This is a genomic window from Kitasatospora sp. NPDC002040, assembly GCF_040296785.1.
Lineage (GTDB): Bacteria > Actinomycetota > Actinomycetes > Streptomycetales > Streptomycetaceae > Kitasatospora.
Genome location: NZ_JBEOXV010000020.1, coordinates 56,618 through 65,916 on the forward strand (window position 1 = coordinate 56,618; position 9,299 = coordinate 65,916).

Below are 9,299 nucleotides of genomic sequence, written 5' to 3' on the forward strand. Positions count from 1 at the left end.
GGCCCGGCGGGGCAGGGCGCGCGGAACGCTGAGGGCAAGGAAACAGCCTCCCCTCAGGAGTGAACCGACCATGCCTCGCCCGGACCTGTTCGACCCCTCCGCACCCGACGGTGCAGTGCCCGACACCGCCTCACCCGACGCGGTGGCCGTGGTGGGTGCCGCCTGCCGGCTGCCGGGGGCGGCGAGCCCGGCCGCCTTCTGGCGGCTGCTGGAGTCCGGGGGGAGCGCCGTCGGGGTGTACCCGCCGGGGCGGTTCGCGGCGGGGGAGCAGCCCCGGGCGGGCGGCTACCTGGACGAGGTCGGCACCTTCGACCCGGAGTTCTTCGGAATCTCGCCGGCCGAGGCGACCGCCGCCGACCCGCAGCAGCGGCTGGTGCTCGAACTCGCCTGGGAGGCACTGGAGGACGCGGGTGTGCTGCCCGCCGCCCTCGGCGGCTCCCGGACCGGGGTCTTCGTCGGAGCGATCGGTGCCGACTACGCGGCGCTGGCCGCCCGCACCGGCAGCGTCTCGCGGCACACCCTGACCGGCCTGAACAAGGGCGTGATCGCCAACCGGGTCTCCTACACCCTCGACCTGCGCGGCCCGAGCCTTACCGTCGACACCGCGCAGTCCTCCTCACTGGTGGCGGTCCACCTCGCGGTGGAGAGCCTGCGGAGCGGCGAGTCGGAGTACGCGCTCGCCGCCGGGGTGAACCTCAACCTGGCGCCGGACTCCACCCTCACCGTCGAGCGCTTCGGCGCACTCTCCCCGGACGACCGCTGCTTCACCTTCGACGCCCGGGCGAACGGCTACGCGCGCGGCGAGGGCGGGGTGCTGCTGGTGCTCAAGCCCCTGGTGCGGGCGCTCTCCGACGGCGACCGGGTCTACGCGGTGCTGCACGGCACCGCCGTGAACAGCGACGGCGCCACCGACGGCCTGACCGTGCCCAGCGCGGCCGCCCAGGCCGAGGTGGTCCGCCGGGCGCTGCGGCGGGCGGGCGCGGCACCCGAGCGGATCGGCTACGTCGAGCTGCACGGCACCGGCACCCGGGTCGGCGACCCGATCGAGGCGGCCGGGCTCGGCGCGGCCCTCGGCGCCGACCGGCCGGCCGACGCGCCGCTGCTGGTCGGCTCCGCCAAGACCAACGTCGGCCACCTGGAGGGTGCGGCCGGGATCGTCGGCCTGCTCAAGACGGTGCTCGCGGTGCATCACCGGACCGTCCCCGCCAGCCTCAACTTCGCCACCCCCAACCCGGACATCGCGTTCGAGCGGCTCGGCCTGGCCGTGGCCGCCGAGGCCCGGGCCTGGCCGGAGGCGGCGCCGCTGGCCGGGGTCAGCTCGTTCGGCGTCGGCGGCACCAACGCGCACGTGGTGCTCGGCGCCGCACCCGTCCGGGCGGACGCGGCCCCGACCGGCGACGGCCGGGGCTTCTGGCCGCTCTCCGCCCGCTCCGCCCAGGCGCTGCGTCAGCAGGCCGCGCAGCTGCGGGAGTTCGCCGAGCAGCCGGACGGCCCGCACCCCGGTGCGGTCGGCCGGGCGCTGGCCACCACCCGCAGCCGGTTCGAGCACCGGGCCGTGGTCAGCGGCGCCGACCGGGCCGAACTGGTCGAGGCGCTGCGGGCGCTGGAGCACGGCGAGCAGGCCGCCGGACTGGTCCAGGGCCGGGCCCACCGGGGCGGCGGCACCGTGCTGGTCTTCCCCGGCCAGGGCTCCCAGTGGGACGGCATGGCCCGGGAACTGCTGGACACCGCACCTGCGTTCGCCGCCGAGATCGCCGCCGTGGAGCAGGCGCTGGCCCCGTACGTGGACTGGTCGCTGACGGCGGTGCTGCGCGGCGAGGAGGGCGCGGCGGACCTGGAGCGGGTGGACGTGGTGCAGCCCGCACTGTTCGCCGTGAACGTCGCCCTGGCCGCCCTCTGGCGCGCCTCGGGCGTCCGCCCGGACGCGGTGATCGGCCACTCGCAGGGCGAGATCGCCGCCGCGTACGCCGCCGGGGCGCTCTCGCTGGCGGACGCCGCCGCCGTGGTCGCGCTCCGTTCGCAGGCGATCGCCGGGCTCGGCACCAGTGGGCAGGGCGCGATGGCGGCGGTGCCGCTGCCCGCCGCCGAGGTGGGTGCCGAACTGGCCTCCTGGGACGGGAGGATCAGCGTCGCCGCCGTCAACGGCCCGGCCTCCACCGTGGTCTCGGGCGACCGCGAGGCGGTCGCGGAGCTGGTGGAGCGCTACCGGGAGCGCGAGGTCCGGGCCCGGCTGGTGCCGGTGGACTACGCCTCGCACTCCCCGCAGGTGGAGCCGCTGAGCGAGCGCCTGCCGCAGCTGCTGGCCGCGATCCGCCCGCGCAGCACCGACACCGCCTTCTACTCCACCGTCACCGGGGGCCTGCTCGACGGCGCGGAGCTGACCGCCGCGTACTGGTACCGGAACCTGCGCTCCACCGTGCAGTTGGAGCAGGCGGTCCGGGCCGCGCTGGCCGACGGCCACCGCAGCTTCGTGGAGAGCAGCGCCCACCCCGTGCTCACCCTCGGCCTGGGCCAGACCACGGAGGAGAGCGGCGCCGCCGTCACCGGCACGCTGCGCCGCGACCACGGCGGCCTGCAGCAGTTCCGCAGCTCGCTGGCCGAACTCCAGGTCCGGGGCGGATCGGTGGACTGGGCCACGCTGTACGGGCCGGGCGGCGGGCAGGTGGCCCTGCCGACCTACGCCTTCCAGCGCCGGCACCTCTGGCTCGACGGTGCCACCGCCCCGCTGCCCGAACGGGCGGCCGCGGAGCACGAGTCGGAGGCGGCGGCCGCACCGGGCGGGCTGACCGAGGGGGAGGCGCTGGCCGCCGTCCGCGCGGCCGCCGCCCTGGTGCTCGGCCAGCGCGGCCCGGAGGCCGTCGACCCGGCGCACACCTTCAAGGAGCTGGGCTTCGACTCCGTCGCCGCGGTGGAGTTCCGCGACCGGCTGGCCGGTGCCACCGGTCTGAGCCTGCCCGCCACCCTGACCTACGACCGTCCCACCCCGAGCGCGGTCGCCGCCTACCTGGCCGGTGCGGACGAGCCCGACCAGGCGTCGACCACCGTGCCCGGCAACGCTGCTGACGACCCCGTGGTCGTGGTGGCGCTCAGCGGGCGGTGGCCCGGCGGGGCCGACACCCCCGAGCAGCTCTGGGAGCTGCTGCGGGACGGCCGGGACGCGATCGGTCCGTTCCCGCAGAACCGGGGCTGGGACCTGGAGGCGCTCTACGACCCGGACGGCGAACGCCCGGGCAGCTCGTACACCCGGCAGGGCGGCTTCCTGCACGACGCCGACACCTTCGACGGCGCCTTCTTCGGCCTGGCCCCGCGCGAGGCCGCCGCGATGGACCCGCAGCAGCGCCTGCTGCTGGAGAGCGCCTGGGAGTTGACCGAGCGGGCCGGGATCGTCCCGGCCGACCTGCGCGGCAGCCGCACCGGCGTCTTCGTCGGCGCCATGCAGCAGGAGTACGGGCCGCGCCTGCACGAGACCCCGAGCGGCTACGAGGGCCACGCGCTGACCGGCACGCTCGGCTCGGTCGCCAGCGGGCGGCTGGCGTACGCACTGGGCCTGGAGGGCCCGGCCATCACCGTCGACACCGCCTGCTCCTCCTCCCTGGTGGCGATCCACCTGGCCGCGCAGTCGCTGCGCTCCGGGGAGAGCGACCTGGCCCTGGCCGGCGGGGTGACGGTGATGTCCGCACCGGGGATGTTCACCGAGTTCAGCCGCCAGCGCGGCCTGGCCGCCGACGGGCGCTGCAAGCCCTTCGCGCGCGGCGCGGACGGCACCGCCTGGGCGGAGGGCGTCGGACTGGTGCTGCTGGAGCGGCTCTCGGACGCCCGGCGCAACGGGCACCGGGTGCTGGCGGTGCTGCGCGGCAGCGCGGTCAACCAGGACGGTGCGTCCAACGGCCTGACCGCCCCCAACGGGCCGGCCCAGGAGCGGGTGATCCGGCAGGCGCTGGCCCAGGCCGGGCTGGCCCCGCACGAGGTGGACGCGGTCGAGGCGCACGGCACCGGCACCGCGCTCGGCGACCCGATCGAGGCCCAGGCCGTGATCGCCACCTACGGCCGGGAGCGTCAGCAGCCGCTGCTGCTCGGCTCGTTGAAGTCCAACATCGGCCACACCCAGGCCGCGGCCGGGGTCACCGGCGTGATCAAGCTGGTGCAGGCGTTCCAGCACGGCGAACTGCCCGGCACCCTGCACCTGGACGCGCCCACCCCGCACGTGGACTGGAGCGCGGGCACGGTCCGGCTGCCGGGCGGGACCACCGCCTGGCCGGAGACCGGCCGGCCGCGCCGGGCCGCCGTCTCCTCCTTCGGCATCAGCGGCACCAACGCCCACCTGATCCTGGAGGCACCCCCGGCGGAGGAGCAGCCCGCCGCCGCGCCGGCGGAGCACGGGCCGCTGCTGCTGTCCGCCCGGAGCGAGCCCGCCCTGCGGGCCCAGGCCGCTCAACTGCTTGACGCCGCAGCGGAGTCCGGGCTGGCGCAGGCGCTGGCCACCGGCCGCACCCACTTCGAGCACCGGGCCGCCGTGCTCGGCGACCGGGCCGAGGGCCTGCGGGCGCTCGCCGAAGGCCGGGAGGTGTCCGAGGTCCTGCGCGGCACGGTGGCGCGGGGGGCCGGAACGGCCTTCCTGTTCTCCGGCCAGGGCAGCCAGCGGGCCGGGGCCGGGCGTGAACTGTACGGACAGGAGCCGGTGTTCGCGGCGGCGGTGGACGAGATCGCCGCGCTGTTCGACGCCGAGCTGGAGCTGCCGCTGAAGCAGGTGCTGTTCGCCGAGGCGGGCAGCGCGGAGGCCGCGCTGCTGGACACCACCGCCTACACCCAGCCCGCGCTGTTCACCCTGCACGTCGCGCTGCACCGCCTGGCGCAGGCGTACGGGGTGCGGGCGGACCACCTGATCGGCCACTCCGTGGGCGAGTTGAGTGCCGCCCACCTCGCCGGGGTGTTCTCGCTGGCGGACGCGGTGACGCTGGTGGCCGCCCGCGGACGGCTGATGGAGGCGCTGCCGGCCGGCGGTGCGATGGCCGCCGTCCAGGCCGAGGAGGCCGAGGTGCTGCCCGAGCTGGGCGCCGGGGTGTCGGTCGCGGCCGTCAACGGGCCGCGCTCGGTGGTGGTCTCCGGCGACGGCGACGAGGTGCGGCGGCTGGCCGAGCGCTGGCGGGCGCAGGGGCGGCGGACCAAGCTGCTCACCGTCGGCCGGGCCTTCCACTCCCCGCAGATGGACGCCGTACTGGCGGACTTCCGGGCGGTGGCGGAGCGGCTGACCTACGCCGAGCCGCAGCTGTCGGTGATCTCCAACCTGACCGGAGCGCCGGTCAGTGCAGGGGAGTTGACCGATCCCGAGTACTGGGTGCGGCACATCCGCGAGGCGGTCCGCTTCCACGACGGCGTGCTGGCGCTGGCCGGCCTCGGGGTCACCGCCTTCCTGGAGCTGGGCCCCGGGCCGGTGCTCACGGCCCTGGCCGAGGAGAGCCTGGACACCGTGGCCGGGACGCCGCGCGCCCTGGCGGCGGTGCTGCGGGCGGGCCGGCCCGAGCGGGAGACCCTGACCGAGGCGCTGGCCCGGCTGCACGTGCACGGCGTGGCCGTGGACTGGCAGCCGGCCTTCCCCGGCCCGGCCCCCCGGGTCGACCTGCCGACCTACCCCTTCGAGCGGCGGCGGTACTGGCTGGAGCAGGCGGCCGGAACGGCCGGGGCGGGTGCGGGCGGCCTGGCCGCGACCGGGCACCCGCTGCTCTCCGGTGCCACCGAACTCCCGGACGGCGAGGGCTGGTTGCTGACCGGCCGGATCTCGCTGCGGACCCACCCCTGGCTGGCCGGGCACGCCGTCGGCGGCTCGGTGCTGCTGCCCGGCACCGCCTTCCTGGAGCTGGCCGCGCAGGCCGCCGTGCGAGCCGGCGCGGGCGCGGTGGAGTCGCTCGACCTGGAGGCGCCGCTGGCGCTGCCGGCGCGCGGCGGCGTCCGGCTGCAGGTGGTGGTCGGCGCCGCGGAGGCCGAGGGGCGGCGCCCGGTGCAGATCCGGTCCCAGGCCGAGGACGGCGAGCCGGAGTGGACCCGGCACGCCGCCGGGACGCTGGCGCCGCTCGCGGCCGCGGCCTTCGAGCCGGCCGAGTGGCCGCCGCCGGGCGCGCAGGCCGTGGACCTCGACGGCCTGTACGGACGGCTGGCCGAGCAGGGCTACCACTACGGCCCCGCCTTCCAGGGGCTGACCGCCGCCTGGCGGCACGGTGAGGAGCTGTACGCCGAGATCGCCCCGGCGGCGGACGGCGGGGACTACGCACTGCACCCGGCCCTGCTGGACGCCGTGCTGCACGCGGTGGTCCAGGACGCCGAGCGGACCGTACTGCCGTTCGCCTGGCGGGAGGTGACGGTCCACCGCCCCGGCGCGACCGCCCTGCGGGCCCGGATCACCCCCACCGCCCCGGACACCGTCGCGCTGGCCGTCACCGACGGAGCCGGCCTGCCGGTCGCCACCGTCGGCGCCCTCACCCTGCGGGCGGCCGCCACGGCGGGAGCCGACTCGCTGTACCGCCTGGACTGGCTGCCGCTCCCGGCGGACGCCGACAGCAGCAACCTGCTGACGATCGGCCGGGCCGTCCCCGAGGGCTGGGCCGTGCTGGACACCGGCCGGCCGGCGTCGGCCGCCGTGGTCGAGGCGGCGCCCGGGCAGCACGCGCTGGCCCGGGTGGCGGACGCCGAGCAGGCGCTCGGACTGATCCAGGCCTGGCTCGCGGGCGAGGGCGGCACGCTCGCCCTGGCCACCGAGCGGGCCGTGGCCACCCACCCCGGCGAGGACGTGCCGAACCCGGCCGTCGCCGCCGTCTGGGGCCTGGTCCGCACCGCGCAGGCCGAGCAGCCCGGCCGGTTCGCCCTGCTCGACCTGGACGGCGCCCCGGCCTCGGCCGACGCCCTCCCCGCTGCCCTCGCCCTGGCCGGGGAGGAGCCCCAACTGGCCGTCCGGGCGGGGGAGATCCTGGTGCCCCGGCTGGTCAGGGTCCGCCCCGCCGACACCCTGGCGGCCCCGGACGGCCCCTGGCGGCTGGACACCGCCGACCCCGGCAGCCTGGAGAGCCTGGCGCTGCTGCCCGCCCCCGAGGCGGAGCGCCCGCTCGCCCCGGGCGAGGTGCGCCTCGCCGTCCGCGCCGCCGGGCTGAACTTCCGCGACGTACTGATCACCCTCGGCATGTACCCGGGCGGTGCCCGGATCGGCGCCGAGGCGGCGGGCATCGTACTGGAGACCGGCCCGGGCGTGACCGGGCTGGCCGTCGGTGACCGGGTGGCCGGACTGGTGCAGGGCACCCTCGGGCCGGTCGCGGTCACCGACCGCCGGCTGCTGGTCAAGGTGCCGGACCGGTGGAGCGACGCCGAGGCGGCCACCGTCCCGGTCGCGTTCCTCACCGCGCACCACGGGCTCTACGGACTGGCCGGGCTCAAGCCCGGCGAGAGCGTCCTGGTGCACGCCGCCACCGGCGGTGTCGGTCAGGCCGCCGTCCAACTCGCCCGCCAGGGCGGCTCGGTGGTGCACGGAACGGCCGGCCCCGCCAAGTGGGAGGTGCTGCGCGGCCTCGGGCTGACGGAGGACCGGATCGCCTCCAGCCGCACGCTCGACTTCGAGCCGCGGTTCCGCTCCGCCACCGGGGGGCGCGGCGTCGACGTGGTGCTCAACGCCCTCGCGGGGGAGTTCACCGACGCCTCGCTGCGGCTGCTCGCCCCCGGCGGGCGGTTCGTGGAGATGGGCAAGACCGACCAGCGCGACCCGGCCACCGTGGCCACCGAGCACGGCGGGGCCGCCTACCTGGCCTTCGACCTGTTCGACGTGGACCCGGACCGGATCGCGGAGATCCTGGCCCGGCTGGAGGTCCTGTTCGCCGCAGGCGAGCTGACGCCCCTTCCGGTGCTGGCGCAGGACGTCCGGCAGGCTCCGCAGGCGGTGCGCCGGCTCAGCCAGGCCCGGCACACCGGCAAGCTGGCGCTGACCCTGCCGAGGCCGCCGGCCGCGGGCGGCACGGTGCTGGTCACCGGTGGTACCGGAGCGCTCGGCGCCCTGGTGGCCCGGCGGCTGGTCACCCACCACGGCGTCCGCCACCTGCTGCTGGCGAGCCGTCAGGGCGTCAACGCCCCCGGCGCGCCCGAGCTGCTGGCCGAGCTGGCCCGGCTCGGTGCCGCGGCCACCGTCACCGCCGCCGACATCGGCGACCCGGTGGCGGTCGCCGCCCTGGTCGCCGCCGTCCCGGCGGCGCACCCGCTGACCGCCGTGGTGCACACCGCCGGTGTGCTGGACGACACCGTGCTGACCTCGCTCACCCCCGAGCGGCTGCACGCGGTGGCCCGGCCCAAGGCGGACGGCGCCTGGCACCTGCACCGCGCCACCGAGCAGCTGGAGCTGTCGGCGTTCGTGCTCTTCTCCTCCGCCGTCGCCCTGCTCGGCAACGCCGGGCAGGCCAACTACGGTGCCGCGAACGCCCAGTTGGACGCGATCGCGCAGCACCGCCGGGTGCGCGGCCTGCCCGCCGTCTCGCTCGCCTGGGGCGTCTGGGCCGAGGCCGGCGGCATGGCGGCCGGGCTCGGCGCGGCGGAGAGCGAGCGGCTGGCCGCCACCGGCCTGGCGCCGATGACGGACGAGCAGGGCCTGGCCCTGTTCGACGCCGCCGTGGGCGGGCTCGGCACCCCGTACGCCGCGCTGGCGGCGGCCCGGATCGACACCGCCGCCGTACCGGCCGACCGGCTGGCGCCGGTCCTGCGGGGTCTGGCCCGGCACCGGCCGCGACCGGCCGGAAGCAGCGACGCGAACGCACTGGCCGGGCAGTTGGCGGGCCGGGCGGCCGGCGAGCAGGAGCGGATCCTGCTCGCACTGGTCCGCTCCACCGCCGCCGCCGTGCTCGGACACCCGGGCCCGGAGGCGATCGGCCCGCTCAGCGGCTTCATGGACGTCGGCTTCGACTCGCTCGGCGTGATCGAGCTGCGGAACCGGATCAACGCCGCCACCGGCCTGCGCCTGCCCACCACGGCCGTCTTCGACCACCCGACCCCGGTCGCCCTGGCCGCCCACCTGCGCGAGCGCCTGGCGCCCGCCGAGGCGGCCCCCAGGTCCGAACAGGTCGACCTGGAAGCCGAGTTCGACCGGCTGGAGCACGCCCTGGCCGCCCTCGGCGCGGACCACCGGGCCGACGCCGCCGGCAGGCTGGCCGCCCTGCTGGCCACCCTCGGCGGCGCCCCGGCGGCCCCGGACGACGGCCTGGCCGACCGCATCAGCGAAGTCAGCAACGACGACATCTTCGACTTCATCGACAACGAGCTCGGAATTTCCTGAGAGG

Annotated in this window: 1 protein-coding gene; it reads left to right on the plus strand. The window is 77.3% G+C overall.

Annotated elements, in window-relative coordinates; all coding sequences use genetic code 11:
• Positions 1-70 precede the first annotated feature (70 nt).
• Positions 71-9,295, plus strand: a complete 9,225-nt coding sequence (locus ABT118_RS29025; RefSeq protein WP_350675245.1) for a type I polyketide synthase — start codon at positions 71-73, stop codon at positions 9,293-9,295.
• Positions 9,296-9,299 lie beyond the last annotated feature (4 nt).